The sequence below is a fragment of the Burkholderia sola genome (genome assembly GCF_905400185.1).
GTDB classification, from domain to species: Bacteria; Pseudomonadota; Gammaproteobacteria; order Burkholderiales; family Burkholderiaceae; genus Burkholderia; species Burkholderia sola.
Genome location: NZ_FR989675.1, coordinates 2,220,437 through 2,246,281, shown reverse-complemented (window position 1 = coordinate 2,246,281; position 25,845 = coordinate 2,220,437). Strand labels below are relative to the sequence as shown.

Genomic DNA, 25,845 nt, shown 5'->3' with positions numbered 1-25,845 from the left:
GGGAACCCCGGTCCGGTCGTCGGCGCTTGCCCGAATCAGTATTTCGCCCCTACAGTTCGTGGTTGTCATCCTCTCGTCGCTCGGAAGCCCCTATGTCCAATGCCTATAAACGCGTCCTCCTCAAACTCTCCGGCGAAGCGCTGATGGGCGACGATGCCTTCGGCATCAATCGCGCGACGATCGAACGGATGGTGGCCGATATCGCCGAAGTCGTGCGTCTCGGGACGCAGCTCGCGGTCGTGATCGGTGGCGGTAACATTTTCCGCGGCGTCGCGGGCGGCGCGGCCGGCATGGACCGCGCGACGGCCGACTACATGGGGATGCTGGCGACGATGATGAACGCGCTGGCGCTGCAGGACGCGATGCGCCACGCCGGCATCGAGGCGCGCGTGCAGTCCGCGCTGCGCATGGACCAGGTCGTCGAGCCGTACATCCGGCCCCGCGCGATCCGCCAGCTCGAGGAAGGCCGCGTCGTGATCTTCGCGGCCGGCACCGGCAACCCGTTCTTCACGACGGATACGGCCGCCGCGCTGCGCGGCTCGGAAGTGGGCGCGGAAGTCGTGCTGAAGGCGACCAAGGTCGATGGCGTATATTCTGCCGATCCGAAGAAGGATCCGTCGGCCACGCGCTACACGACGATCAGCTTCGACGAGGCGATCAGCCGCAACCTGCAGGTGATGGACGCGACGGCGTTTGCGCTGTGCCGCGACCAGAAGCTGCCGATTCGCGTGTTTTCGATCAACAAGCCGGGCGCGCTCAAGCGCATCGTGCTGGGCGAGGACGAAGGTACGCTCGTCCACGTGTAAACTCCCGCGGATGCGGGCGAACGGCGCGGGTTGCCGGCCGCGGCGCGCGACATGCGCCGGGTGGGGCTCGCGTTCTTTGAAGGTTTGAAGGTTCGGAGGTTGAAATGAGTGTCGCTGATGTGAAGAAGGGCGTCGAGCAAAAGATGCAGCGCTCGATCGAAGCGTTCAAGAACGATCTGGCCAAGATCCGTACGGGCCGTGCACACACCGGTCTGCTCGATCACGTGCAGGTCGACTACTACGGCTCGATGGTGCCGATCTCGCAGGTCGCGAACCTGACGCTCGTCGACGCGCGCACGATCGGCGTGCAGCCGTGGGAAAAGAACATGGTCGCGAAGGTCGAGAAGGCCATCCGCGAAGCCGATCTGGGCCTGAACCCGGCGACGGCCGGCGACCTGATCCGCGTGCCGATGCCCGCGCTGACGGAAGAGCGCCGCCGCGAGCTGACCAAGGTCGTGAAGAGCGAAGGCGAAACGGCCAAGGTCGCGATCCGCAACCTGCGCCGCGACGCGAACGAAGCGCTGAAGAAGCTCGTGAAGGACAAGGAAATCTCGGAAGACGACGAGCGCCGTGCGAGCGACGACGTGCAGAAGCTGACCGACAAGCACGTCGCCGAAGTCGACAAGCTCGTGCAGAGCAAGGAAGCCGAGATCATGACGGTCTGACGACCGTCCTCGCGCGCCGCCTTCTTCCCGCATTACTGTCTCAACGGCCATGACCTATACCAGCTCTACCGTTCGCGTGCCTGACGTCGGCGTCGTGCCGCGTCACATCGCGATCATCATGGACGGCAACGGCCGTTGGGCGACCGAACGCCGCTTGCCGCGCGTCGCGGGGCATACCCGCGGCGTCGATGCCGTGCGGGCGGTGGTCGAAGGCTGCGCGCGCGCCGGCGTCGAATACCTGACGCTGTTTGCGTTCAGTTCGGAAAACTGGCGCCGGCCGAACGACGAAGTGTCGTTCCTGATGCGGCTGTTCATCACCGCGCTCGAGCGCGAAGTGGGCAAGCTGCATGCGAACGGGATCCGCCTGCGCGTCGTCGGCGATCTCGACCGTTTCGAGCCGCGCATCCGCGAGCTGATTCGCCGCGCCGAAACCAAGACTGCGCGCAATACCCGTCTGACGCTCACCATCGCGGCCAACTACGGCGGCCGGTGGGACATCCTGCAGGCGACGAAGAAACTCGTCGAGCAGGCCGTGCGCGAAGGTCGCGAGGTCGAAGTGACCGAGGACGCATTCGCGCCGCACCTGGCAATGGCGTACGCGCCGGAGCCCGATCTCTTCATCCGCACCGGCGGCGAGCAGCGCGTCAGCAACTTCCTGCTGTGGCAGCTCGCGTACGCCGAATTCTATTTCACCGACAAGTACTGGCCGGATTTCGACGGCGCGGCACTGGCCGACGCGCTGGCGTCGTATACCGAGCGCGAGCGCCGTTTCGGGCGCACGAGTGCGCAGCTCGAACCGCAATCGCAGAACGCCGACTCCCTTTCATGCTGAAAACCCGTGTGATCACGGCGATCGTGATGCTGGCGGTGCTGCTGCCGGTGACGCTGTTCGCGCCGCTCGCCGGGTTCGGTGCACTGATCGGCGTCGTGCTCGTGTTCGCCGCGTGGGAGTGGGCGCGCCTGCTGAAGCTCGGGGGCGCCGCGCCGATCGTCTATGCGGGCGTCGCGGCGCTCGCGCTCGCGGCCACCGCGCCGCTCGGCGTCGATGCGGCTTCGTCCCGTCCCCTTTTCATGGCGGCTGGCGTGTTCTGGCTGCTGGTCGGCCCGTTCGCGCTGCGGCGCAAGCCCACGCTCGCGGGCGGCATCTGGCGGCCGTTCCTGCTGGCCGCCGGCCTCGTCGTGTTCGCCGCCTGCTGGCACGCGCTCGTCGCCGCCCGCGCGCAGGGTGTGCCGTTCGTGCTGTCGCTGCTTCTGGTCGTCTGGCTGGCCGATATCGGCGCATACTTCGCGGGCAAGGCCTTCGGAAAGCGTAAACTGGCCATCACGATCAGCCCCGGCAAGAGCTGGGAAGGCGCGATCGGCGGCTGGTTCGCGGTGATGGTCGTCGGCGGCGTCGCGATGGCCGTGCACGCATTCGAACCGACCCTGTTTTCTGCATTCGCCGCGCGCTACGGGATGCCCGGCGCGTGGGCCGCGCTGACGCTGCTCGTCGCGTACAGCGTGATCGGCGACCTGTTCGAGTCGCTGCTGAAGCGGCAGGCGGGCGTGAAGGATTCGAGCGGACTGCTGCCGGGCCACGGCGGCGTGCTCGATCGTGTCGACGCGCTGCTGCCGGTGCTGCCGCTCGCGATGCTGCTGCTTGGTTAAACCATTATTTCTGTTATGCAAAAACGTCTGACATTGCTCGGTTCCACGGGCTCGATCGGAGACAGCACGCTCGACGTGGTCGCGCGCCATCCCGAGCGCTTCTCGGTCTACGCGCTGACCGCGCACCGCAACGGCGACAAGCTCGTCGAGCAGTGTCTGCGCTTCGCGCCCGAAGTGGCGGTGGTCGGCGATGCCGCGACGGCCGCTCACGTCGACGCGAAACTGCGCGCGGCGGGCAGCAAGACGGTCGTGCTGCACGGGCCGCAGGCGCTCGTCGACGTGTCGAAGAGCGACGGCTGCGACACGGTGGTCGCGGCGATCGTCGGCGCGGCCGGCCTTGCGCCGAGCCTGGCGGCTGCACGCGCCGGCAAGCGGATCCTGCTCGCGAACAAGGAAGCGCTCGTGATGTCGGGCGCGATCTTCATGGACGCCGTGCGCGACCATGGCGCGATCCTGCTGCCGGTCGACAGCGAACACAACGCGATCTTCCAGTGCATGCCGCGCGACGCGGCCGAGCACGGCGGGATCTCGAAGATCATCCTGACCGCATCAGGCGGCCCGTTCCGCACGCGCGAGCCGGCGACGCTCGTCGACGTGACGCCGGACGAGGCGTGCAAGCACCCGAACTGGGTGATGGGCCGCAAGATCTCGGTCGATTCCGCGACGATGATGAACAAGGGCCTCGAGGTGATCGAGGCGCACTGGATCTTCGGGCTGCCGGGCGACCGGATCGACGTGCTGATCCATCCGCAGAGCGTGATCCATTCGCTCGTGTCGTACCGTGACGGCTCGGTGCTCGCGCAGCTCGGCAACCCCGACATGCGCACGCCGATCGCCCACGCGCTCGCGTTCCCCGAGCGCGTCGACGCGGGTGTCGACCAGCTCGACCTCGCGCAGATCGCCCAGCTATCGTTCGAGAAGCCCGATTACGCGCGCTTCCCGTGCCTCGCGCTCGCGCTGAAGGCGCTCGAGGAAGGCGGTATCGCGAGCGCCGCATTGAACGCGGCGAACGAAGTGGCGGTCGAAGCCTTTCTCGAGCGCCGGATCGGCTTCATGGCGATCGCGGCGACGGTCGACGCGGTGCTCAACGCGCTGCCGAACCGCGCGCCCGACGGGCTCGACGACGTCCTCGCGGCGGATGCCGAGGCGCGCCGCCTCGCCGCCGCGATCATTGCAAAAGCGCCTGCGCCACGCGTGGAGCGTACGGTCTGAATGAGGTGCTCATGAACGTGCTGGTCGAACTGGTCGCGTTTGCGGTGGCGATCGGCGTACTGGTCGTCGTGCATGAGTACGGACACTATCGCGTCGCGCGCTGGTGCGGCGTGAAGGTGCTGCGTTTCTCGATCGGCTTCGGCCAGCCCGTCGCGCGCTGGGTCAGCCGCAGGACGGGCACCGAGTGGACGCTGTCCGCGCTGCCGCTCGGCGGCTACGTGAAGATGCTCGACGAGCGCGATCCGGGCCCGGGCGGCATTCCGACCGACGAGCTCGGCCAGGCATTCAACCGCCAGTCGGTCTACAAGCGCATCGCGATCGTCGCGGCCGGGCCGATTGCGAACTTTCTGCTGGCAATCGCACTGTTTTCCGTCGTATTCGCGACCGGCGTGACCGAGCCGGCCGCGATCGTCGCGTCGCCGGCCGCCGGCACGGCGGCCGCCCGTGCAGGCTTCGACGGCAGCGAGACGGTCGTGTCGATCCGCAACGTGCGCGTAGGCGATGCGCAGGGCGGCGAGTCCGAGCCGGTGCGATCGTGGTCGGACCTGCGCTGGAAGCTGCTGTCGGCCGCGTTCGACCATCGCGAGGTCGTGCTCGGCGCGCGCGACGGCAATGCGACGTTCGATTTCCGCGTCGATCTCCGCAACGTCCCCGACAGCCAGCTCGACGACGACTTCATGGCCCATCTGGGCTTCGAGGCCGGCGGCGGCACGTTGTCGGTCGCGTCGGTGCAGCCGGGCAGCGCGGCGGAGCAGGCCGGCCTGAAGGTCGGCGACAAGCTGGTCGCGCTCGACGGCAAGCCGATCGGCGGCGCGTCGCGCTTCATCGACGCGGTGAAGCACCATGCGGGCCAGCCGCTCGCGCTGCGGATCGAGCGCAGCGGCGCCGCGCAGACGGTGTCGATCGTGCCGCAGATGCAGCGCGACGACGAATCGGGGCAGCAGGTCGGCCGGATCGGCGCGGCGCTGTCGATGCACGCGCCGTCGGTGGACGTGCGTTACGGGCCGATCGAGAGCCTGCGGCTCGGCGCGCACCGCACGTGGGATATTTCCGTGTATTCGCTGAAGATGTTCGGGCGGATGATCACGGGCAACGCGTCGCTGAAGAACCTGTCCGGCCCGGTGACGATCGCCGACTACGCAGGCAAGAGCGCGCGGCTCGGTCCGTCGGCGTTCCTGTCGTTCCTCGCCCTTGTCAGCATTAGCCTTGGCGTCCTGAACTTGTTGCCGATTCCCGTTTTGGACGGGGGGCATCTGTTATATTATGCGGTTGAAGCCGCGACCGGGAAAGCCGTCTCGGAGCGCTGGCAGCTGATTCTGCAAAGAGCCGGGTTGATCTGCATCGTCGCGTTGTCGGCGATCGCGCTGTTCAACGATCTGGCTCGGTTAATCCATTTCTGAAGCGTCAGGCGGCGGCCGCGGGTCAGCCGCCTGATTTGATGCAGCTAAATATTGGGGATGCATGTTGTTCAAACCTCATCGCTTTGTACCTAAGACAGTTGCAGCGGCCGCGCTCGCCGCGCACGGCCTCGCGGCGCATGCAGCGGCACCGTTCGTGGTGCAAGACATCAAGATCGAGGGGCTGCAGCGCGTCGAAGCGGGTTCGGTGTTCGCCTATCTGCCGATCAAGCAGGGCGATACCTTCACGGACGACAAGGCATCCGAAGCAATCCGCGCGTTGTACGCGACGGGCTTTTTCAACGACGTGCGCATCGCCACGCAGGGCAACGTCGTGATCGTGCAGGTGCAGGAGCGTCCGGCCATCGCGTCGATCGACTTCACCGGCACGAAGGAATTCGACAAGGACAACCTGACGAAGGCGCTGCGCGCGGTCGGCCTGGCCGACGGCCGCTACTACGACAAGGCGCTCGTCGACAAGGCGGAGCAGGAGCTCAAGCGCCAGTACCTGACGCGCGGCTTCTATGCGGCCGAGGTCAAGACGACGGTCACGCCGGTCGACGCGAACCGCGTGTCGATCCTGTTCGCGGTGGCCGAAGGCCCGAGCGCGAAGATCCGCCAGATCAACTTCATCGGCAACAAGGCGTTCAGCACCAGCACGCTGCGCGACGAGATGCAGCTGTCGACGCCGAACTGGTTCTCCTGGTACACGAAGAACGACCTGTACTCGAAGGAAAAGCTCACCGGCGACCTCGAGGCCGTGCGCTCGTACTACCTGAACCGCGGCTACCTCGAGTTCAACATCGAGTCGACCCAGGTGTCGATCTCGCCGGACAAGAAGGACATGTACCTGACGGTCACGCTGCACGAAGGCGAGCCGTACACGGTGTCGGGCATCAAGCTGTCGGGCAACCTGCTCGATCGCGAGGCCGAACTCAACAAGCTGATCAAGATCAAGCCGGGCGACCGCTTCTCGGCCGAAAAGCTGCAGCAGACCACCAAGTCGATCGTCGACAAGCTCGGCGAATACGGCTACGCATTCGCGACCGTCAACGCGCAGCCGGACATCGACCAGGCGAACCACAAGGTGAACCTGAACCTCGTCGTCGATCCGAGCCGCCGCGTGTACGTGCGCCGCATCAACGTGGTCGGCAACACGCGCACGCGCGACGAAGTGGTGCGCCGCGAAATGCGCCAGCTCGAAAGCTCGTGGTTCGACTCGAACCGCCTCGCGCTGTCGAAGGACCGCGTGAACCGCCTCGGCTACTTCACCAACGTCGACGTGACGACGGTGCCGGTCGAAGGCACGAACGACCAGGTCGACGTGAACGTGAAGGTCGACGAAAAGCCGACCGGCGCGATCACGCTGGGTGCCGGCTTCTCGTCGACGGACAAGGTCGTGCTGTCGGCCGGCGTGTCGCAGGACAACGTGTTCGGCTCCGGCACGAGCCTGTCGGTGAACGTCAACACCGCGAAGAGCTACCGCACGCTGACCGTCACGCAGGTCGACCCGTACTTCACGGTCGACGGCATCAAGCGGATCACGGACGTCTTCTACCGCACGTACCAGCCGCTCTACTATTCGACGAGTTCGAGCTTCCGGATCATCAGCGCGGGCGGCAACCTGAAGTTCGGCATTCCGTTCTCGGAAGTCGACACCGTCTACTTCGGCGCGGGCTTCGAGCAGAACCGCCTCGACGTCGATTCGAACACGCCGCAGAGCTACCAGGATTACGTGAACGAGTTCGGCCGCGTATCGAACACGGTGCCGCTGACGGTCGCATGGTCGCGCGACGCGCGTGACAGCGCGCTGATTCCGAGCCGCGGCTACTTCACGCAGGCGAACATGGAGTACGGCGTGCCGGTAGGCAAGATCCAGTACTACAAGGCCGACCTGCAGGCGCAGTACTACTATTCGTTCTCGCGCGGCTTCATCCTGGGCCTGAACCTGCAAGGCGGTTACGGTAACGGTATCGGCAACCCGTACCCGATCTTCAAGAACTACTACGCGGGCGGTATCGGCTCCGTGCGGGGCTACGAGCCGAGCTCGCTGGGCCCGCGCGACACGAAGACGAACGACCCGATCGGCGGCTCGAAGATGCTGGTCGGCAACATCGAGCTGACGTTCCCGCTGCCGGGCACCGGCTACGACCGCACGCTGCGCGTGTTCACGTTCCTCGACGGCGGTAACGTATGGGGCAACGCGCCGGGCGGCACGAGTACGGGCGCCAACGGCCTGCGCTACGGCTACGGCGTGGGTCTCGCGTGGATCTCGCCGATCGGCCCGCTGAAGCTGAGCCTCGGCTTCCCGCTGCAGAAGCATGAAGGCGACCAGTACCAGAAATTCCAGTTCCAGATCGGGACGGCGTTCTGACCGAACGCATGACAACAGCAACGAGAGGGTAATTTTGCTAACCGGTAAGTTTTCGAAACGAGTGATGTGCGCGCTGACCGTTGCGCTGGCCTTGGGCGCGGCAACGGTGCACGCACAGGACGTCGCCCGCATCGCGGCGGTCAATTCGGATCGGATCCTGCGCGAGTCGGCGCCCGCGAAGGCGGCGCAGACGAAGCTCGAAGCCGAGTTCGCGAAGCGTGACAAGGATCTGCAGGACCTCGCGGCGCGCCTGAAGTCGATGTCCGATTCGCTCGACAAGAACGGCACGTCGCTGTCGGCGGCCGATCGTGCGCAGAAGCAGCGCGATCTCGCGCAGCTCGACACCGACTTCCAGCGCAAGCAGCGCGAGTTCCGCGAAGACCTGAACCAGCGTCGCAACGAAGAGCTGGCGGCTGTGCTGGAACGGGCGAACAAGGTCATCAAGCAGATCGCCGAGCAGCAGAATTACGACCTGATCGTGCAGGAAGCCGTGTACGTCAGCCCGCGCATCGACATCACCGACAAGGTGCTCAAGGCGCTCGCGTCCGGCTCGACGAACTGAACGGAGCAGACGACGAATGGCATTGACGCTTGAGGCACTCGTAAAGCGGTTCGGCGGCGAGATCGCCGGCGACGCCCAGTGCACGGTCAGCGGCCTCGCGCCGCTCGACCAGGCCGGCCCTCAGCAGCTCGCGTTCCTCGCGAACCCGAAGTACCTGTCGCAGGTCGAGACGACCGGCGCCGGCGCGGTGCTGATCGCGCCGAAGGATCTGGAAAAGCTGGGCGCGGCCGCCGGTGGTCGCAACTTCATCGTGACGCCGAATCCGTACGCGTACTTCGCGCGCGTTGCGCAGATGTTCATCGATCTCGCCACGCCGCCGCGCGCGGCCGGCGTGCATCCGAGCGCGACGATCGATCCGGCCGCGCAGGTCGCCGCGACCGCGGTGATCGGCCCGCACGTGACGGTCGAGGCCGGCGCGGTGATCGAGGACGGCGTGCAGCTCGACGCGAACGTCTTCGTCGGCCGCGGCACGACGATCGGCGCCGGCTCGCATTTCTATCCGAACGCATCGGTGTACCACGGCTGCAAGATCGGCCCGCGCGCGATCGTCCATGCGGGCGCCGTGATCGGCTCCGACGGCTTCGGCTTCGCACCGGATTTCGTCGGCGACGGCGACGCACGCACCGGCAGCTGGGTCAAGATCCCGCAGGTTGGCGGCGTGACGATCGGCCCGGACGTCGAAATCGGCGCGAACACGACGATCGATCGCGGCGCGATGGCGGATACCGTCATCGAGGAATGCGTGAAGATCGACAACCAGGTGCAGATCGGCCACAACTGCCGGATCGGCGCGTACACGGTGATCGCCGGCAGCGCCGGCATCGCCGGCAGCACGACGATCGGCCGCCACTGCATGATCGGCGGCGCGGCCGGGATCGCCGGCCACGTGACGCTCGGCGACTATGTGATCATCACCGCGAAGTCGGGCGTATCGAAGTCGCTGCCGAAGGCCGGCATCTATACCAGCGCGTTCCCGGCCGTCGACCACGGCGAATGGAACAAGAGCGCCGCGCTCGTGCGCAACCTCGACAAGCTGCGCGAGCGCATCAAGGCGCTCGAAGCCGCGCTCGCCGCCCAGGGCGGCGCGGGCGCCTGAGCGCGTCATGCGAGACCACGAACCGGGCACGGCCAGCGCAACCGGCCCGGTTTGCCAGACTGGGCCGCGCGGCGGCCCGCTTCAGCCTTTGCATCACCACCGCGCAGCCTCTGCGTGAGACGAACCATCATGAGCACTGAAAAAATCAATCTCGACATCCACAAGATCCTCACGCTGCTGCCGCATCGCTACCCGATTCTGCTCGTCGACCGCGTGCTCGAACTCGAGCCGCACAAAGGGATCAAAGCGCTGAAGAACGTGTCGATCAACGAGCCGTTCTTCCAGGGGCATTTCCCGAAGCGGCCGGTGATGCCGGGCGTGCTGATTCTCGAGGCGCTCGCCCAGGCCGCGGCGCTGCTGACGTTCGCGGAAGAGCAGCCGAAGGATCCGGAGAACACGCTGTATTACTTCGTCGGGATCGACGGCGCGCGCTTCAAGCGGGTGGTCGAGCCGGGCGACCAGCTGATCCTGAACGTGACGTTCGAGCGCTACATCCGCGGCATCTGGAAGTTCAAGGCGGTGGCGGAAGTGGACGGCAAGGTGGCGGCGGAAGCCGAACTGATGTGCACGGTCAAGACGGCCGACGCGGCGCCCTGAGCGACGCGGCACGCATGGATAACATAACGCGAGCAACGCGACACATCATATCGAGAGGCAACGGCGCATGACCAGGATTCATCCTACCGCGATCGTCGAGCCGGGCGCGCAGATCGACGAATCGGTCGAGATCGGCCCGTACGCGATCGTCGGCCCGCACGTCACGATTGGCGCGCGCACGACGATCGGCTCGCACAGCGTGATCGAGGGCCATACGACGCTCGGCGAGGACAACCGCATCGGCCATTACGCGTCGGTCGGCGGCCGTCCGCAGGACATGAAGTACAAGGACGAGCCGACGAAGCTCGTGATCGGTAACCGCAACACGATCCGCGAATTCACGACGATCCACACGGGCACCGTGCAGGACGTCGGCGTGACGACGCTCGGCGACGACAACTGGATCATGGCCTACGTGCACATCGGTCATGACTGCCGCGTCGGCAACAACGTGATCCTGTCGAGCAACGCGCAGATGGCCGGCCACGTCGAGATCGGCGATTTCGCGATCGTCGGCGGCATGTCGGGCGTGCACCAGTTCGTGCGCATCGGCGCGCATTCGATGCTGGGCGGCGCGTCGGCGCTCGTGCAGGACATCCCGCCGTTCGTGATCGCGGCGGGCAACAAGGCCGAGCCGCACGGGATCAACGTCGAAGGGCTGCGCCGGCGCGGCTTCTCGGCCGACGCGATCTCGGCGCTGCGCAGCGCGTACCGCTTGCTGTACAAGAACGGCCTGTCGCTCGAGGAAGCGAAGGTGCAACTGCGCGAGCTCGCGGAAGCGGGCGGTGACGGCGATGCACCGGTGAAGGCGCTCGTCGAGTTCATCGACGCGTCGCAACGCGGCATCATCCGCTAAGCGATGCCGCTCACCACCCATCAGCTCCGGCTCGCGATGGTGGCCGGCGAGCCGTCGGGCGACCTGCTCGCGGCGTCGCTGCTCGGCGGGCTGCGCGAGCGGCTGCCCGACGCGGCCCAGTATTACGGGATCGGCGGCCCGCGCATGATCGCGCAGGGCTTCGACTCGCACTGGCAGATGGACAAGCTGACCGTGCGCGGCTATGTCGAGGCGCTGGGCCAGATTCCCGAGATCCTGCGGATTCGCGGCGAACTGAAGCGCCAGCTGCTCGTCGAGCGGCCGGACGCGTTCATCGGCGTCGATGCACCCGATTTCAACTTCAGCGTCGAACAGGCGGCGCGCGACGCGGGCATTCCGTCGATCCACTTCGTATGCCCGTCGATCTGGGCGTGGCGCGGCGGCCGGATCAAGAAGATCGCGAAGTCCGTCGATCACATGCTGTGCCTGTTCCCGTTCGAACCGGCGATCCTCGACAAGGCCGGCGTCGCATCGACCTACGTCGGTCATCCGCTGGCCGACGACATTCCGCTCGAACCCGACACGCACGGCGCGCGCATCGCGCTGGGTCTGCCGGCCGACGGCCCCGTGATCGCGGTGCTGCCGGGCAGCCGGCGCTCGGAGATCGCGCTGATCGGCCCGACGTTCTTCGCGGCGATGGCGCTGATGCAGCAGCGCGAGCCCGGCGTGCGATTCGTGATGCCGGCCGCGACGCCCGCGCTGCGCGAACTGCTGCAGCCGCTCGTCGACGCCCATCCGCAGCTCGCGCTGACGATCACCGACGGCCGTTCGCAGGTCGCGATGACGGCCGCCGACGCGATCCTCGTGAAGAGCGGCACCGTCACGCTGGAAGCCGCGCTGCTGAAGAAGCCGATGGTGATCTCGTACAAGGTGCCCTGGCTGACCGGGCAGATCATGCGCCGGCAGGGCTACCTCCCGTATGTCGGCCTGCCGAACATCCTGGCGGGGCGCTTCGTCGTGCCGGAGCTGCTGCAGCATTTCGCGACGCCCGAGGCGCTCGCCGATGCGACGCTCACGCAACTGCGCGACGACGCGAACCGCCGTACGCTGACCGAAGTGTTTACCGAAATGCATCTGTCGCTGCGGCAGAACACGGCCGCGAAGGCGGCCGAGGCCGTCGTGCGCGTGCTCGAACAACGCAAGGGGCGCGCATGACGGCAGTCCGTGCACCGCGTCGCCGCGCGACCAGCGACGTGCAGGGCGGTTTCGATTTCAGCCGCCCGGACGAGATCGTCTGCGGCGTCGACGAAGCCGGCCGCGGCCCGCTCGCGGGGCCGGTGGTGGCCGCCGCGGTGATTCTCGATCCGGCGCAGCCGATCGACGGGCTCGACGATTCGAAAGCGCTGTCCGCGAAAAAGCGCGACATGCTGTACGACCTGATCGTCGCGCGTTCGCGCGCGTACTGCGTCGCGTCGGCGAGCGTCGACGAGATCGATACGCTGAACATCCTGCATGCGACGATGCTCGCGATGAAACGGGCGGTCGAAGGGCTGTCGGTGCTGCCGACGCTTGCGCAGATCGACGGCAACCGTTGCCCGACGTTGATGGTGCGTGCCGAGGCGATCGTCAGCGGCGACGCGCTCGTGCCGAGCATCTCGGCCGCGTCGATCCTCGCGAAGGTCACGCGCGACCGGATGCTGGTCGACCTGCATGAGCGCTTTCCCGTGTATGGCTTCAACGTGCATGCCGGGTACGGCACGCCGAAACATCTTGCCGCGCTGCGCGAGCACGGCCCGTGCGAAGTGCATCGGCGTTCGTTTGCCCCCGTGCGCGAGGCGCTCGACCTGAGGGCCTGTTCCCGCTAATAACGGGCTTGCGCTGGCCGCCAGAAGGGCCGAGCGCAAGGAATGGGCCGCGGCGAATACCTGGCGTATTCGCAAGGAGCATGACGCCGCGATCGGCCCTTCTGGCGACCAGCCCCTGGAAAGGGATTTTTTAGTTTCGGGAACGTGTCTTGCCGGCCGCATTGCGGCGTCGCGCGTCACTTGTTTGGCTCGGCCAAACGGCGCTCCTTGCTTCTTGCACTGCGACCGGCAAGACACGTTCGCAAGCCCGTTATTAGCGGGAACAGGCCCTTTGATGAAAAGCATTACTTCCCGCGACAACCCGCTGTACAAGCGCCTGAAGGCGCTCGCGGGTTCGACGCCCCAGCAGCGCCGCAGCGGCCAGGCGCTGCTCGAAGGTTTCCACCTCGCGAGCGCGTACCTCGATACGGGCGCGACGCCCGAACTGTGCGTGACGACCGAAGGCGCGCTCGGCCATGCCGAGGCGCAGGCGATCGTCGCGCGCATCGACGCGCAGCGGATCGTCACGCTGCCGGACGCGTTGTTCGGGCAGTTGTCGAATGTCGTCAACGGCGTCGGCTTCCTGCTGCTGGTCGATCGGCCGGCGCAACCGCTGCCCGAACGCGTGACGCACACGTCGGTCGTGCTCGACGGCGTGCAGGATGCCGGCAACGTCGGCTCGATCCTGCGCAGCGCGGCGGCGGCCGGCGTGCGTCACGTGTTCTGCGCGCCGGGGACGGCCTACGCGTGGTCGTCGAAGGTGCTGCGCTCGGGCATGGGCGCGCATTTCTTGTTGTCGATCCATGAGGACGTCGAAGCGGCGGCGCTGGCCGAACGCCTCGGCGTACCGGTCGCGCTGACCGACTCGCACGGCGCGCAGGCGGTCTACGACTGCGACCTGTCAGGGCCCGTCGCCTGGGTGTTCGGTAACGAAGGCGCCGGCGTGTCGGCGTTCTGGCGCGACGCGGCCACGCATCGGGTGACGATTCCGCAGCCGGGCGGGATGGAGTCGCTGAACGTTGCTGCTGCGACAGCGGTGTGCCTGTTCGAGCAGGTACGGCAGCAGCGGCGGCCTGCGTGACGCCGCACGTGTTGCATGTGCGGTAAAACGAAACAAGGCCGCGTTCGACGCGGCCTTGTTGTTTTCGGCGACGGCCCGACGGCGGCCTGCGCTCTCGCGCTCAGTACGATTGCCGGTCGAGGCGGATTTCCTGCAGGATCGTCGTCGCGATTTCCTCGATCGACTTGTGCGTCGACGACAGCCACTTGATCCCTTCGCGGCGCATCATCGCCTCGGCCTCGTTGATCTCGTAGCGGCAGTTCTCGGGCGCCGCGTACTTGCTGCCCGGCCGGCGCTCGTTGCGGATCTCCGACAGGCGCTGCGGGTCGATCGACAGCCCGAACAGCTTCTCACTGTACGGCGACAGCGCCGACGGCAGCTTGCCGCGTTCGAAATCCTCCGGAATCAGCGGATAGTTGGCCGCCTTCACGCCGTACTGCATCGCGAGGTACAGGCTCGTCGGCGTCTTGCCGCTGCGCGACACGCCGACGAGGATCACGTCGGCTTCCGACAGGTTGCGATTCGACTGGCCGTCGTCGTGCGCGAGCGAGAAGTTGATCGCCTCGATCCGCGTCTTGTATTCCTCGGTGTCAGCGTTCTGGTGGCCGCGGCCCATCGCGTGGCTCGACTTGAGCTCCAGTTCCTGCTCGAGCGGTTCGACGAAGCGCTGGAACATGTCGAGCACGAGCGCGTTCGAGCGCTTGACGATGTCGTTCGACTCGCTGTCGACGAGCGTCGTGAACACGATCGCGCGGCGGCCGTCGTGCACGGCGGCTTCGTTGATCTTCTCGACGGTCGCATAGGCCTTGTCGAGCGAGTCGACGAACGGCACGCGCACGAGGCGGAATTTCTGGTCGAACTGGGAGAGGATCGAGTGCGCGAAGGTTTCGGCAGTGATCCCGGTGCCGTCGGAGACGATGAATACGGTAGGCAGCATGAATCTGGACGTCGAGCGTGAAGGGCAGTTGCGCGGGCGGCTGGAGGCGTGCCTCCAGACCCAGTGACAAGGTCGCGCCACATCCGGCAGCCGGCACGGTAGAATAGCGGCAACCTGTTGGATAAGCAATTGCGGGGGCGGGGCGCGAACGGCGTCCGCGACTTGGCCGCGAGATTCAAGAATTCCCGGCAAGTCTGGCGATTTGTCTGCAAATATCGCCCTTCTGCCGGGATTTTTGCAAATCGGGTCGGAAGATTTTCGCCGCTGCGAGTGTTTATCTAACAGGTTGCGCAAGACGCGCCGCGCCTTTTTGCAAGCGCCCGCGTCCGAGCCCACTTGCGCGATCGAGCATTTTTTTCACACTTAGGGGCTTGTATGACTAACGCAGCAAACGTCGCAAAGGACCAGGCGTATGTAATTCCGTTCGAGCAGTTGCGGATGACCGATGTGGAGATCGTGGGCGGCAAGAATGCGTCGCTCGGCGAGATGATCAGCCAGCTTTCCGAAGCAGGCGTTCGCGTACCCACCGGTTTCGCCACGACCGCGCTCGCATTCCGCGATTTCCTCAAGCACAACGACCTCACCGATCGCATCGCCAAGCGTCTCGAGTCGCTCGACATCGACGACGTGAAGGCGCTCGCCGAAGCCGGTGCCGAAATCCGCAAGTGGATCGTCGACGCGCCGCTGCAGGAACGCCTCGAGCAGGAAATCCGCGCGCAGTTCGAAGTGCTGAAGAACGGCTCGCCGGCCGAACTGTCGTTCGCCGTGCGCTCGTCCGCGACCGCGGAAGACCTGCCCGACGCATCGTTCGCCGGCCAGCAGGAGTCGTATCTGAACGTCGTCGGCATCGACGACGTGCTCGACCGCATGAAGCACGTGTTCGCGTCGCTGTACAACGACCGCGCGATCTCGTACCGCGTGCACAAGGGCTTCACGCACGCCGAAGTCGCGCTGTCGGCCGGTGTGCAGCGCATGGTCCGCTCGGACGTCGGCGCGGCCGGCGTGATGTTCACGATCGATACCGAATCGGGCTTCAAGGACGCCGTGTTCATCACGTCGAGCTACGGCCTGGGCGAAACCGTCGTGCAGGGCGCGGTGAACCCGGACGAGTTCTACGTGTTCAAGACGACGCTCGCGCAGGACAAGTACCCGATCATCCGCCGCTCGATCGGCTCGAAGCTGATCAAGATGGAATTCACGCAGCCGGGCGAGCCGGGCCGCGTGAAGACGGTCGACGTGCCGCACGAGCAGCGCAACCGCTACTCGATCACCGATGAAGACGTGATCGAGCTGGCGAAGTACGCGGTCATCATCGAGAAGCACTACCAGCGTCCGATGGACATCGAGTGGGGCAAGGACGGCCGCGACGGCAAGATCTTCATCCTGCAGGCGCGTCCGGAAACGGTGAAGAGCCAGGCGAGCGGCAAGGCCGAGCAGCGCTTCAAGCTGAAGGGCCAGTCGCAGGTGCTCGCGACGGGTCGTGCGATCGGCCAGAAGATCGGCGCGGGCCCCGTGCGCGTGATCCAGGATCCGTCGGAAATGGAACGCGTGCAGCCGGGCGACGTGCTGGTGGCCGACATGACCGACCCGAACTGGGAGCCGGTGATGAAGCGGGCGGCGGCGATCGTCACGAACCGTGGCGGCCGTACCTGCCATGCGGCGATCATCGCGCGTGAGCTCGGCGTGCCGGCAGTCGTCGGCTGCGGCGATGCAACGGACGTGCTGAAGGACGGCGCGCTCGTCACCGTGTCGTGCGCGGAAGGCGACGAAGGCAAGATCTACGACGGGCTGCTCGAGACGGAAGTCACGGAAGTGCAGCGCGGCGAACTGCCGGAAATCCCGGTCAAGATCATGATGAACGTCGGCAACCCGCAGCTCGCGTTCGACTTCTCGCAACTGCCGAACGGCGGTGTGGGTCTCGCGCGTCTCGAGTTCATCATCAACAACAACATCGGCGTTCACCCGAAGGCGATTCTCGAGTACCCGAACATCGACCAGGACCTGAAGAAGGCGGTCGAGAGCGTCGCGCGCGGTCACGCGTCGCCGCGTCAGTTCTACGTCGACAAGCTGACGGAAGGCGTCGCGACGATCGCGGCGGCGTTCTATCCGAAGCCCGTGATCGTGCGTCTGTCCGACTTCAAGTCGAACGAGTACAAGAAGTTGATCGGCGGTTCGCGTTACGAGCCGGACGAGGAAAACCCGATGCTGGGCTTCCGCGGCGCATCGCGCTACATCGCCGAGGACTTCGCGCAGGCGTTCGAGATGGAATGCCGTGCACTGAAGCGCGTGCGTGACGAGATGGGCCTGACCAACGTCGAGATCATGGTGCCGTTCGTGCGAACCGTGAAGCAGGCGGAGCGCGTCGTCGGCCTGCTCGAGAAGTTTGGCCTGAAGCGCGGCGAAAACGGCCTGCGCCTCGTGATGATGTGCGAAGTCCCGACCAACGCGATCCTCGCCGAAGAGTTCCTGGAGCACTTCGACGGTTTCTCGATCGGCTCGAACGACCTCACGCAGCTCACGCTCGGCCTCGACCGCGATTCGGGCATGGAACTGCTGGCCGTCGACTTCGACGAACGCGACCCGGCCGTCAAGTTCCTGTTGAAGCGTGCGATCGATACCTGCCGCAAGATGGGCAAGTACGTCGGGATCTGCGGCCAGGGCCCGTCCGATCACCCGGACTTCGCGCAATGGCTGACCGACGAAGGCATCGTGTCGATCTCGCTGAACCCCGACACGATCATCGATACGTGGCAGGCGCTCGCCAACCGCAAGTAACGATCGGGCATGCAACTTCGGCGAAAGGGCGGTCCGCCGCGCTTTCGTTGAAGGCAAAATGCAAGGTTCGTGCTATAAACACCCCGGTAAGCACCGGGGTGTTTTTTTTCGTCGGTACGCGCGGCGATCTCGCGTGTGCCGAGCGCTGCGTGCAGTTGCGCACGCAGCGAATAGAGTGAGCATCGGGGCGTTTTTCTGGAGACCACAATGATGTCGGGGCATCTGTTCTGGTGGGTCGGGGTCGGCGTGCTGGTCGTCGCGGAGTTGCTGACGGGCACGTTCTATCTGCTGATGATCGCGCTCGGCTTTCTCGCGGGCGGTGTGTTGCAACTGGCCGGTTTCGCGCCGCACGTGCAGTTCGGCGCGGCGGCCGCGGTCGCGATCGTCGCGATGATCGCGCTGCGCCGCTCGGGGCTCGGCCGCAAGCAGAAGCGCGATACGTCGACGAATCCCGACGTCAATCTCGATATCGGCTCGACCGTCACGGTCGACGCGTGGCGTGACGGTCGCGCGCGCGTGCAGTATCGCGGCGCCGACTGGGACGTCGAGCTCGCGCACGGCGAGCGCGACGATGCGCACGTGTACCAGGTCAGCGCCGTGCGCGGCAATTGCCTCGTGGTCGTGGCGAAACCCGCGGGCTGATCGTCCGCTGATACAACAAGGAGAGAATATTTCATGGATTCGCTGATCATCTGGGTTGTCCTGCTCGTCATCGCGATCGTGATCGTGTCGAAGACGGTGAAGATCGTGCCGCAGCAGCATGCATGGGTGCTCGAGCGCTTCGGGCGCTACCACGCGACGCTGTCGCCCGGTCTCAATATCGTGCTGCCGTTCGTCGATCGCATCGCATACCGGCACGTGCTGAAGGAAATTCCGCTCGACGTGCCGAGCCAGGTCTGTATCACGCGCGACAACACGCAGTTGCAGGTCGACGGCGTGTTGTACTTCCAGGTAACCGATCCGATGAAGGCGTCCTACGGATCGAGCAACTTCGTGCTGGCGATCACGCAGCTCGCGCAAACGACGCTGCGCTCGGTGGTCGGCAAGCTCGAACTCGACAAGACGTTCGAGGAACGCGATTTCATCAACCACAACATCGTGTCGGCGCTCGATCAGGCAGCGGCGAACTGGGGCGTGAAAGTGCTGCGCTACGAGATCAAGGACCTGACGCCGCCGAAGGAAATCCTGCACGCGATGCAGGCGCAGATCACCGCGGAGCGTGAAAAACGCGCGCTGATCGCCGCATCCGAAGGCCGCAAGCAGGAACAGATCAACCTCGCGTCGGGTGCGCGTGAAGCCGCGATCCAGAAGTCCGAAGGCGAACGGCAGGCCGCGATCAACCAGGCGCAGGGCGAAGCCGCCGCGATTCTGGCGGTGGCCGAGGCGAACGCGCAGGCGATCCAGAAGATCGCGAGCGCGATCCAGTCGCAAGGCGGGATGGACGCGGTGAACCTGAAGGTCGCCGAGCAGTATGTCGGCGCGTTCGCGAATCTCGCGAAGCAGGGCAACACGCTGATCGTGCCGTCGAACCTGTCGGATCTCGGCACCGCGATCTCGTCGGCGCTGACGATCGTCAAGAACGCGGGGGCGGCGTCCGGCGCGAAGGGCTGAGCCCGATGCGATGCGCGCGCGGCTGCCGCGTGCGCATCGTCATGCGGCGAATCGTCGCGCAGTCGGGCAAACCGGACGCGCGATTCAGGTAGTCAAAAGCGACACGGCCCGCTTCGAGCGGGCCGTGTCGTTTGCGATGAACGCCGTGTGCGTCAGGTGCCGGCGCGCATGATGCGCGCCTTCTCGCGTTCCCAGTCGCGTTTCTTCTCGGTTTCGCGCTTGTCGTGCAGCTTCTTGCCCTTCGCGAGCGCGATGTCGCATTTCACGCGGCCGCCCTTGTAGTGGAAGTTCAGCGGCACGAGCGTATAGCCGCGCTGCTCGACCTTGCCGATCAGCTTCTTGATTTCGTCGCGGTGCAGCAGCAGCTTGCGCGTGCGGACCGGGTCGGGCTTGATGTGCGTCGAGGCCTCGGGCAGCGGGCTGATATGGGTCCCGATCAGGAAGATCTCGGCGTTCTTCACCACGACGTAGCCTTCCTTGATCTGGCCGCGTCCGGCGCGCAGCGCCTTGACTTCCCAGCCCTCCAGCACGAGCCCCGCCTCGTAGCGTTCCTCGATGTGATAATCGAAGTGCGCTTTCCTGTTGTCGATGATGCTCATGAAAGGATCGGGCCAACTCGTTTAAAATCACGATTTTAGCAAAGCGGGGCGGGAATCGCCCGGCTTGGCGTTCCCACTTTAAGCGATGCCGCGCGATTTATGGCAGATGTCCAGAAAACCGTATTGATCCGTCACTCGGCGGAACAGATGTTCGACCTCGTCACCGACGTGGCCGACTACCCCAATTTCCTGCCCTGGTGCGGCGGTGTCGAGGTTCGCCGTCAGGACGAGAGCGGAATGGAAGCGCGCATCGACATCAACTTCAAGGGTATCAAGCAGCATTTCGCGACGCGCAACACGCAGCAGCGTCCGACACGGATCGACATGGAGTTCGCGGACGGGCCGTTCAAGAAGTTCACGGGTTCGTGGCGCTTCATCCCGCTGCGCGCCGACGCGTGCAAGATCGAATTCGCGCTGCACTACGAGTTTTCGAGCATCCTGCTCGAGAAGATCATCGGGCCGGTGTTCAGCCACATCGCGAACACGTTCGTCGATTCGTTCGTGAAGCGCGCGGACCAGCGCTACGGAAAGGGGTGACGCGATGCTGTCGATCGAAGTCTGCTATGCACTGCCGGACCGCCAGACGCTGATTCCGCTGTCGCTGCCCGAAGGCGCGACCGTGCGCTCGGCGATCGACGCGAGCGGCGTGCTCGCGCTGCACCCGGAGATCGATCTCGCGCACGCGAAGACGGGCGTCTACGGCAAGCTCGCGCCGCTCGATGCGCCGCTCGTCGACCACGATCGCGTCGAGATCTACCGTCCGCTGATCGTCGATCCGAAGCTCGCGCGCCAGCGGCGCGTCGACAAGTCCCGCCGCGACGGCTCGATCGAGGGCCGCAAGTGGATGCACAAGGACGCGCGCTGACGCGTCGTTCGCGCTGATGGGTCCGATCAAACGCCGCGGCGCTCAGTGGGCCGCGGCGTTTGCGTTTGTCGGCGCGCCGCCCGGCGTGTCGCCATGCTTTCGTACCGAGCCGTATACACCGGCGAGCAGCAGCACGAGCGCGGCGATCTCCAGCACATGCGGCATTCGCCGGTCGTACACGAACGCGTACAGCATCGCGAACACGGTTTCGAACACGATCAGCTGACCCGACAGCGTCAGCGGCAGCCGCTTCGACGCGGCGTTCCACAGCCCGTTGCCGAGCCACGACGCGCCGATCGCGAGCACGAGGTTCAGCAGCCAGAACAACTGCCAGCGCGATGCGGGCACGGCCGCCTGCACGGCGCCGGCCGGCAGCGCGAGGATCGCCACCCAGCAGAGCGCGCCGATCAGACCCGTCACGACACCCCACAGCACCGACCATTCGTTGCCGCCGAAATGGTGATGGCGCTGCAGGTATCGCGTATTTGCCACCGCATACCAGGTCCAGCTCGCGAGCGCGCCCGCCGCGCAGGCGATGCCCGCGAGCTTCTGGGCGAGCGTCGTCGCGTGCGCGGCTTCGGACGTAAACAGATCGACGTTGATGCAGACGATGCCCGCGATCACCAGCGCGAGCGGGGCGGCAAGCCGCCGCAGCGGCATCGCGCCTTGGTCGCCGAGGCCCGCGAGCGTGACGGTCACGGGCAGCACGCCGACGATCAGCGAACTCGGCGCGATGCCGATCAGGTGCACGGCGCCGGACAGCAGCATGTAGTACGCGACGTTGCCGATGACGGCGAGCCTCACGAGGGCGACGAGATCCTCGCGGGTCAGCCGGGCCAGCAGCGCGCGCGCGGCCGACAGCGCGGCCACGAGCGACACGAGGCCGTACATCGTGTAGCGGCCGGCGCTCAGCAGCAGCGGCGAGAAATCGGTCAGCAGCCGCGGAACCAGAAACACCATGCCCCACATGGCGCCCGCCAGGACACCGTACACCACGCCGCGCTGCATCGACCGCTCCGAACAAAATGACCGAGGTGCGCGCATCTTAGCGATGCCGTCGCGGCGGCGTCTTGTTCATTCCTGCACTCGGGGCATGGAGTGGTTTCGACAGGGCGGCGAATCAATCCTCTGTCGAATCGGGCGTCGCCGCCGCGCCGTCGCCGGCGACACGCGCGCGCGCCGGGCGCCGCACGGCACGCAGCTTGCCGCTGTTGCCGCCGCCGCAGTAGAAGCGGTCGTGACCGTCGGATTCGAGCCCCGACACGCCGACGCCGGCCGGCATGTCGATCTGCTCGAGCACTTCGCCCGTGCGCGGATCGATGCGCCGCAGGTCGCTCCGGTCGGCCTCCCACGTGCCGTGCCACAGCTCGCCGTCGACCCACGTCACGCCGGTGACGAAGCGGTTCGATTCGATCGTGCGCAGCACGGCGCCCGACTGCGGATCCACCTGATGAATCTTGCGTTCGCTGTACTGGCCGACCCACAGCGTGCCTTCCGCCCACGCGAGCCCCGAATCGGCGCCGCCGCCGGGCGCCGGGATCGTCGCGAGCACGCGGCCCGATTCGGGGTCGATCTTCTCGATGCGGTCCTCGACGATCTGGAACAGGTGGCGGCCGTCGAATGCGGTGCCCGCGTGCGCGGCGACGTCGAGCGAACGGACGATCGTGCCGCGCTCGGGGTCGAGCGCATTCAGCTTGTCGCCGGACGCGTACCACACGTGCTGCCCGTCGAACGTGACGCCGTGCACGCCGTCGACGCCCGGAAACGGGCCGTATTCGTGAAGGATGTCTGCAGTGGAGCGTTTCATGTTCGTCACCTCGTGGTTCGATGAGGCCATCCTAATCGCCCGGCAGCGCAACCGGGAGTAACAAGGTCGTCGCGAATCCGGGCAGCGGTGGCGTCATCCAGCGGCGCGCGCGTGCGCGGCCGAGCGCCTGCACCTTGCCGGTTTCCGCGAGCGCATCGAGCGCGCGCTGCACGGTGCGCTGGCTGGCGCCGAGCGCGAGCGCCAGCGCGGAGCTCGACCACGCTTCGCCGTCGGCGAGGAGCGCGAGCAGGGCCGCGTGCCGATCGTCGACCGGGCGCGCGAGGACGACGGTGTCGCGCACGCCGAGCGGTTCGAGCGCGAAGCCGCGCGGTGTCGCGACGACGTTCGCGAGCGGGCGCAGCACCGCGCGCAGCCGGCCGATTTCGACACGCAGCCGCGCACGATGCGATTCGTCGGCCTGTTTCGCGCGGAACGCAGCGGCGACGAGCGCGTTTCTCGACACGTCGGCCGGCCACGCTTCGCCAAGCGTGCGGGCGAGCACGAACAGCACCGGACGCCGCGCGAGCGACACGGTCTTGCGCGCATCGCGCACCGTGTGGCGGCATGCGTCGACGACCAGCGAATTCGACTCGAACAGCGTCTCGACTTCGTCGAGCGACACGAGCCGCGACGTGCCGCGCGCGATGAGCCGCGCGGCCGGTGCGTCGAGTGCGAGCGCCGCGGTGTCGACCTCGGCCGTCAGCGCCGCGATGCCGGCGGCGCGCGCGGCTGTCCGCGCACGGTCGAGCGCCGCACGGGCCGCATGCGTGCGGATGCGGCGCATCGCGATGCCGGCTGCGATCAATTCATGGGCGGCGCGCGATGCGGGCGGCAGCGGAGCGGGATCGAGATGCGCAAGCAGCTGCTCGGCCTCGTCGAGATGGCCGATCAGCAGCAAGCGGCGCACGCCGAGATAGCGGGCATGCGCGACGTTCGCGTGGTCGCCGTGCGCGTCGAGCGTCGCGCAGGCCGCATCGAGCGCGCGCGTCGGCCAGTGCAGGTCGCGCGACGCGAGCGCGATCTCGGCTTCCGCGACGACGCAGCGCGCCCGCGCGACCGCTTCTTTCGCGCCGAATGCGCGTGCGGCGCCGCGCACGAGCGCGCGTGCACGGTCGAAATCGCCGAGCTGCGCGAGCGCGATCCCGCGCAGCGCGAGCGCCGGCGCATCGTCGCGCAGCGCGACGCGGTTCAGTGCGCCGAGCGCGTCACCGGCCGCGAGCGCGCGCGCGGCCGCCGTGATCAGCGAATCCATCCGAATCCCGACACACTTGTCACTCCCTCTGGCCCGATGCCGGCCACTAATCTAGCACCACGCACACGGCTCCGGATGCCGTGCCCGGATACCCATCGGAAGGAGGAACCTGCAATGACGACCCATCTCACCGGAACCCGCGACGAATGGCTGGCCGAACGTCGCGCGCTGCTCGACGCGGAAAAGGCGCTGACGCGGCAAAGCGACGAACTCGCGCGGCGGCGCCAGGCGCTGCCGTGGGTGCGCGTCGACAAGACTTACCGGTTCGATACCGAGGACGGGCAGGCGACGCTCGACGACCTGTTTCACGGCCGTTCGCAATTGCTCGTCTATCACTTCATGTTCGGCCCCGACTACAAGGCGGGCTGCCCGTCGTGCTCGGCGCTTGCCGACGGCTTCGACGGCTTCGCCGTGCATCTGGCGCACCACGACGTGACGCTCGCGGCCGTGTCGCGCGCGCCGCTCGCGAAACTGCTCGCATACCGGCAGCGGATGGGCTGGACGTTCCCGTGGGCGTCGTCGGTCGGCAGCGATTTCAACTTCGACTTCAACGTGTCGTTCACCGAAACGCAGCAGCGCGCGGGCGACGTCGAATACAACTATGCGCGGGCCGGCCATGCGATGGACATGGATCCGCCGCCGGCACCCGTCGTACAGTTCGCGGCCACGTGCGGCACCGACGCACGCAGGTATTCGCTCGACCGGCCGGGAATGAGCGCATTCGTGCGCGAGGACGGCGCCGTCTATCACACGTATTCGACTTACGCGCGCGGCCTCGACGGGTTGTGGGGGATGTACCAGTGGCTCGATCGCGCGCCGCTCGGTCGCAACGAGGCCGGCCCATGGTGGCGCCGTCACGACGAGTACGCGCGCGGTTGAGCGGGGTGGCCACGGGCGGGAGCGCGTGATGACACGAATGACGACCGGGCCGAAAGCCGGCGAGACGGCCCCCGATCCCCGGGCGTTCTGCGTGGCGGTCGCGGCCGTGTTCGCGGTCGTCGCGATGGCGTTGCTGGCGCAGCACGCGTCGATGGCGGCGATGGGCGGCGAACCGATGCCCGGCGGCTGGATGGCGTCGGCCGCCTGGCTGCGGCCGTGCGGGCAGGGCGCCGGGCGCGCGTTCGTGGCGTTCGTTGAAATGTGGGGCGCGATGACGGTGACGATGATGCTGCCCGTGCTCGCGCCGATGCTCTGGGGTTACCGGCAGCGCATCGGCCCGCATGCGGCGGTGCGGTCGGCCTGGCTCGTCGTCGTCGCGGGGGCCGGATATTTCTCGGTCTGGATCGCGCTCGGCGCGCTCGTGTTTCCGATTGGCGCCGCACTGACGATGGCCGCCGCCCGGCTGCCGGCGTTCGCCCGGGCGATCCCGTTCGCGGCCGGCGCCGTCGTGCTGGCCGCGGGCGCGTTGCAATTCTCCGGGTGGAAGGCGCGCCGGCTCGCGTGCTGCCGGCACGCGGCGGCGCACGATGGGCATGTGCCGCGGGCTGCGGTCGTCACGGCATGGCGGTACGGCCTGCGCGCCGCGATCCGATGCGGCGCGTGTTGCGGGAACCTGATGGCGGTCGCGTTGGCGGCCGGCATGATGGAACTGCACGTGATGGCTGCCGTCGCGGTGGCGATCGCCGCCGAACGCGTGGCGCCGGCCGGCGGGTGCGTCGCGCGGATCGTCGGGTACGCGGTGGTGGTGGCCGGCATCGCGATGGTGGCCCGCGCGGCCGGGCTGGCGTGAGGCGGGCAGGCAAGCCGCTTCGGCGGGCGTGTCGCCGGGCCGTGCGCGGACGCTGTCGTCGCGCCCGTGTAGCCCCGCCGCAACACGCGCACCTGCCGCCCGGCCTGATTGCGCGAATGGTTCGACGCGCCCGTAAAACGAAAAGCGATCGAAAACGAACCGAACGGCGATCCGAACGATTCGGCCCCCGAGCGGC

At 66.8% G+C, this 25,845-nt stretch carries 26 protein-coding genes; 21 read left to right on the top strand and 5 right to left on the bottom strand.

What is annotated here, in order from left to right; translation table 11 throughout:
* Positions 1–92 precede the first annotated feature (92 nt).
* The 14 genes from pyrH to KR541_RS10230 all read left to right on the top strand — a co-directional run bounded on the left by pyrH (position 93) and on the right by KR541_RS10230 (position 14,095).
* A complete protein-coding gene (gene pyrH, locus KR541_RS10295) occupies positions 93–806 on the top strand; it encodes a UMP kinase (protein ID WP_006402648.1) in 714 nt (237 codons plus the stop codon).
* A gap of 104 nt (positions 807–910) precedes the next feature.
* Positions 911–1,471: a ribosome recycling factor gene (gene frr / locus KR541_RS10290; RefSeq protein ID WP_006752152.1), complete on the top strand. Its 561-nt coding sequence runs from the start codon at positions 911–913 to the stop codon at positions 1,469–1,471.
* 49 nt (positions 1,472–1,520) lie between these two features.
* A complete protein-coding gene (uppS, locus tag KR541_RS10285) occupies positions 1,521–2,303 on the top strand; it encodes a polyprenyl diphosphate synthase (protein ID WP_034188847.1) in 783 nt (260 codons plus the stop codon).
* Positions 2,297–3,118 (top strand): phosphatidate cytidylyltransferase, encoded by an 822-nt coding sequence (locus tag KR541_RS10280; protein ID WP_050012900.1) that lies wholly within the window; start codon positions 2,297–2,299, stop codon positions 3,116–3,118. Before uppS ends, KR541_RS10280 begins: the two co-directional genes overlap by 7 nt.
* 15 nt (positions 3,119–3,133) lie before the next feature.
* Positions 3,134–4,330: a 1-deoxy-D-xylulose-5-phosphate reductoisomerase gene (locus KR541_RS10275; protein ID WP_050012899.1), complete on the top strand. Its 1,197-nt coding sequence runs from the start codon at positions 3,134–3,136 to the stop codon at positions 4,328–4,330.
* Between the two features lie 11 nt (positions 4,331–4,341).
* On the top strand, positions 4,342–5,730 hold the full coding sequence (gene rseP / locus KR541_RS10270; RefSeq protein ID WP_050012898.1) for an RIP metalloprotease RseP: 1,389 nt from the start codon (positions 4,342–4,344) through the stop codon (positions 5,728–5,730).
* Between the two features lie 61 nt (positions 5,731–5,791).
* Entirely contained in the window at positions 5,792–8,101 is a 2,310-nt protein-coding gene (gene bamA, locus KR541_RS10265) for an outer membrane protein assembly factor BamA (RefSeq protein ID WP_050012897.1), read from the top strand.
* A gap of 64 nt (positions 8,102–8,165) precedes the next feature.
* Entirely contained in the window at positions 8,166–8,663 is a 498-nt protein-coding gene (locus tag KR541_RS10260; protein ID WP_048248617.1) for an OmpH/Skp family outer membrane protein, read from the top strand.
* A 16-nt stretch (positions 8,664–8,679) separates the two neighbouring features.
* A complete protein-coding gene (gene lpxD, locus KR541_RS10255; protein ID WP_050012896.1) occupies positions 8,680–9,759 on the top strand; it encodes a UDP-3-O-(3-hydroxymyristoyl)glucosamine N-acyltransferase in 1,080 nt (359 codons plus the stop codon).
* A 129-nt stretch (positions 9,760–9,888) separates the two neighbouring features.
* Positions 9,889–10,356, top strand: coding sequence for a 3-hydroxyacyl-ACP dehydratase FabZ (gene fabZ / locus KR541_RS10250; RefSeq protein ID WP_006495559.1), 468 nt, complete (start codon positions 9,889–9,891; stop codon positions 10,354–10,356).
* Between the two features lie 67 nt (positions 10,357–10,423).
* On the top strand, positions 10,424–11,212 hold the full coding sequence (lpxA, locus tag KR541_RS10245) for an acyl-ACP--UDP-N-acetylglucosamine O-acyltransferase (RefSeq protein ID WP_050012895.1): 789 nt from the start codon (positions 10,424–10,426) through the stop codon (positions 11,210–11,212).
* 3 nt (positions 11,213–11,215) lie between these two features.
* A complete protein-coding gene (lpxB, locus tag KR541_RS10240) occupies positions 11,216–12,385 on the top strand; it encodes a lipid-A-disaccharide synthase (protein ID WP_050012894.1) in 1,170 nt (389 codons plus the stop codon).
* The gene (rnhB, locus tag KR541_RS10235; RefSeq protein ID WP_050012893.1) at positions 12,382–13,035 is read left to right on the top strand and encodes a ribonuclease HII; all 654 of its coding nucleotides are present in this window, start codon (positions 12,382–12,384) and stop codon (positions 13,033–13,035) included. Before lpxB ends, rnhB begins: the two co-directional genes overlap by 4 nt.
* A gap of 274 nt (positions 13,036–13,309) precedes the next feature.
* Positions 13,310–14,095, top strand: a complete 786-nt coding sequence (locus KR541_RS10230) for a TrmH family RNA methyltransferase (protein WP_050012892.1) — start codon at positions 13,310–13,312, stop codon at positions 14,093–14,095.
* A 100-nt stretch (positions 14,096–14,195) separates the two neighbouring features.
* On the opposite strand, the gene ppsR is transcribed toward KR541_RS10230, so the two are convergent.
* On the bottom strand, positions 14,196–15,011 hold the full coding sequence (gene ppsR, locus KR541_RS10225; RefSeq protein ID WP_006483812.1) for a posphoenolpyruvate synthetase regulatory kinase/phosphorylase PpsR: 816 nt from the start codon (positions 15,009–15,011) through the stop codon (positions 14,196–14,198).
* Positions 15,012–15,386: 375 nt separating this feature from the next.
* Between ppsR and ppsA the strand changes: the two genes are divergently transcribed.
* From ppsA to KR541_RS10210, 3 genes are all read left to right on the top strand, one after another.
* Positions 15,387–17,786 carry a phosphoenolpyruvate synthase gene (ppsA, locus tag KR541_RS10220; protein WP_050012891.1) on the top strand — a complete coding sequence of 800 codons (2,400 nt, stop codon included), beginning with the start codon at positions 15,387–15,389 and terminating at the stop codon, positions 17,784–17,786.
* A gap of 207 nt (positions 17,787–17,993) precedes the next feature.
* On the top strand, positions 17,994–18,428 hold the full coding sequence (locus KR541_RS10215) for an NfeD family protein (protein ID WP_089488565.1): 435 nt from the start codon (positions 17,994–17,996) through the stop codon (positions 18,426–18,428).
* Positions 18,429–18,461: 33 nt separating this feature from the next.
* Positions 18,462–19,397, top strand: a complete 936-nt coding sequence (locus KR541_RS10210; protein WP_050012889.1) for an SPFH domain-containing protein — start codon at positions 18,462–18,464, stop codon at positions 19,395–19,397.
* A 152-nt stretch (positions 19,398–19,549) separates the two neighbouring features.
* Here the strand turns inward: KR541_RS10210 and smpB are convergent, their stop codons facing one another.
* Entirely contained in the window at positions 19,550–19,996 is a 447-nt protein-coding gene (smpB, locus tag KR541_RS10205) for an SsrA-binding protein SmpB (protein ID WP_050012888.1), read from the bottom strand.
* 99 nt (positions 19,997–20,095) lie between these two features.
* Between smpB and KR541_RS10200 the strand changes: the two genes are divergently transcribed.
* A complete protein-coding gene (locus KR541_RS10200) occupies positions 20,096–20,533 on the top strand; it encodes a type II toxin-antitoxin system RatA family toxin (RefSeq protein ID WP_006478512.1) in 438 nt (145 codons plus the stop codon).
* 4 nt (positions 20,534–20,537) lie between these two features.
* Entirely contained in the window at positions 20,538–20,861 is a 324-nt protein-coding gene (locus KR541_RS10195; RefSeq protein ID WP_050012887.1) for an RnfH family protein, read from the top strand.
* Between the two features lie 42 nt (positions 20,862–20,903).
* On the opposite strand, the gene KR541_RS10190 is transcribed toward KR541_RS10195, so the two are convergent.
* The 3 genes from KR541_RS10190 to KR541_RS10180 form a co-directional block, all read right to left on the bottom strand.
* The gene (locus KR541_RS10190) at positions 20,904–21,869 is read right to left on the bottom strand and encodes a DMT family transporter (RefSeq protein ID WP_050012886.1); all 966 of its coding nucleotides are present in this window, start codon (positions 21,867–21,869) and stop codon (positions 20,904–20,906) included.
* Between the two features lie 112 nt (positions 21,870–21,981).
* Positions 21,982–22,668: a Vgb family protein gene (locus tag KR541_RS10185; protein ID WP_050013032.1), complete on the bottom strand. Its 687-nt coding sequence runs from the start codon at positions 22,666–22,668 to the stop codon at positions 21,982–21,984.
* Positions 22,669–22,699: 31 nt separating this feature from the next.
* Complete coding sequence (locus KR541_RS10180; protein WP_050012885.1) at positions 22,700–23,920, bottom strand: hypothetical protein; 1,221 nt, start codon at positions 23,918–23,920, stop codon at positions 22,700–22,702.
* A 114-nt stretch (positions 23,921–24,034) separates the two neighbouring features.
* On the opposite strand from KR541_RS10180, the gene KR541_RS10175 reads away from it, so the two are divergent.
* Together KR541_RS10175 and KR541_RS10170 are read left to right on the top strand one after the other, a co-directional pair.
* Positions 24,035–24,799 carry a DUF899 domain-containing protein gene (locus tag KR541_RS10175; RefSeq protein ID WP_050012884.1) on the top strand — a complete coding sequence of 255 codons (765 nt, stop codon included), beginning with the start codon at positions 24,035–24,037 and terminating at the stop codon, positions 24,797–24,799.
* Between the two features lie 28 nt (positions 24,800–24,827).
* Positions 24,828–25,649 carry a DUF2182 domain-containing protein gene (locus KR541_RS10170; protein ID WP_050012883.1) on the top strand — a complete coding sequence of 274 codons (822 nt, stop codon included), beginning with the start codon at positions 24,828–24,830 and terminating at the stop codon, positions 25,647–25,649.
* Positions 25,650–25,845: the final 196 nt, after the last annotated feature.